1 protein-coding gene is annotated in these 748 nt (G+C 65.6%); it reads right to left on the bottom strand.

Features of this window, described 5'->3' with window-relative positions; all coding sequences use genetic code 11:
- Nucleotides 1-611 (bottom strand): IS5 family transposase (locus ACTMTI_RS56955; RefSeq protein WP_441129423.1); only part of this gene is annotated, 611 nt, incomplete at its 3' end.
- Between the last annotated feature and the right edge of the window lie 137 nt (nt 612-748).

Raw genomic sequence — 748 nt, 5'->3', positions numbered from 1 at the left:
AGCAGGGAGATGGTGGAGAACTTCTCCCGCAGCCGGGCCAGCAACGAGTGGGTGCCGTCGCGGTCCTGGACCGAGGCGGCGGTGACGAGCACGCACAACAAGAGCCCGAGCGTGTCCACAGCGATGTGCCGCTTCTGCCCCTTGATCTTCTTTCCGGAATCGTAGCCGCAGGTCAGGGCAGTAACGGTCTCGGCAGCCTGGACCGATTGGGAGTCGATACAGCCCGCCGTGGGAAGCTCACCGCGTCCGGCCAGGACTCGAAGACGGCCGCGTAACCGGCCGGCCAGCCGTTCGGGCAGACCGCGCTTGGACCAGCGCAGGAAGAACGCATACACCGCATCATGCGGCTGGAAGTCGACCGGCAGAGCCCGCCACTCGATGCCGTAGCTGGTCACATAGCCGATCGCGTCCAAGACCGCACGCAGATCATGCACCGTCGGCCGTCCCATGGCCTTGACCAGCTCGGCCATCACCGCCCGCGCCTCGTCCTCCAGCACCGCCCACTCGGCATCGGACAGATCCGACGGATACGCCGGTCTTCGGCCGTGACATCGGCACCCCGGCGAGGCGCAACCACTGGCATTTTCGGACGCGGGCGTGTAGACAGACAACCACGGGCTCCTGGCTGCTGAGATGCTTCGACAACACCTCAGCTATCAGGAGCCCGCTCCTGTTCGCAGGCATGACACGCCGGGAAAACCGCCGAGATCACTCCAGCTCGGCCGTACCGACCAAACCCTTTGTCAGC

The sequence above is a fragment of the Nonomuraea sp. H19 genome, from assembly GCF_052068215.1.
GTDB lineage: Bacteria > Actinomycetota > Actinomycetes > Streptosporangiales > Streptosporangiaceae > Nonomuraea.
Note: the sequence above shows the minus strand (reverse complement) of the source record. Positions and strands in the feature narration are given on the sequence as shown.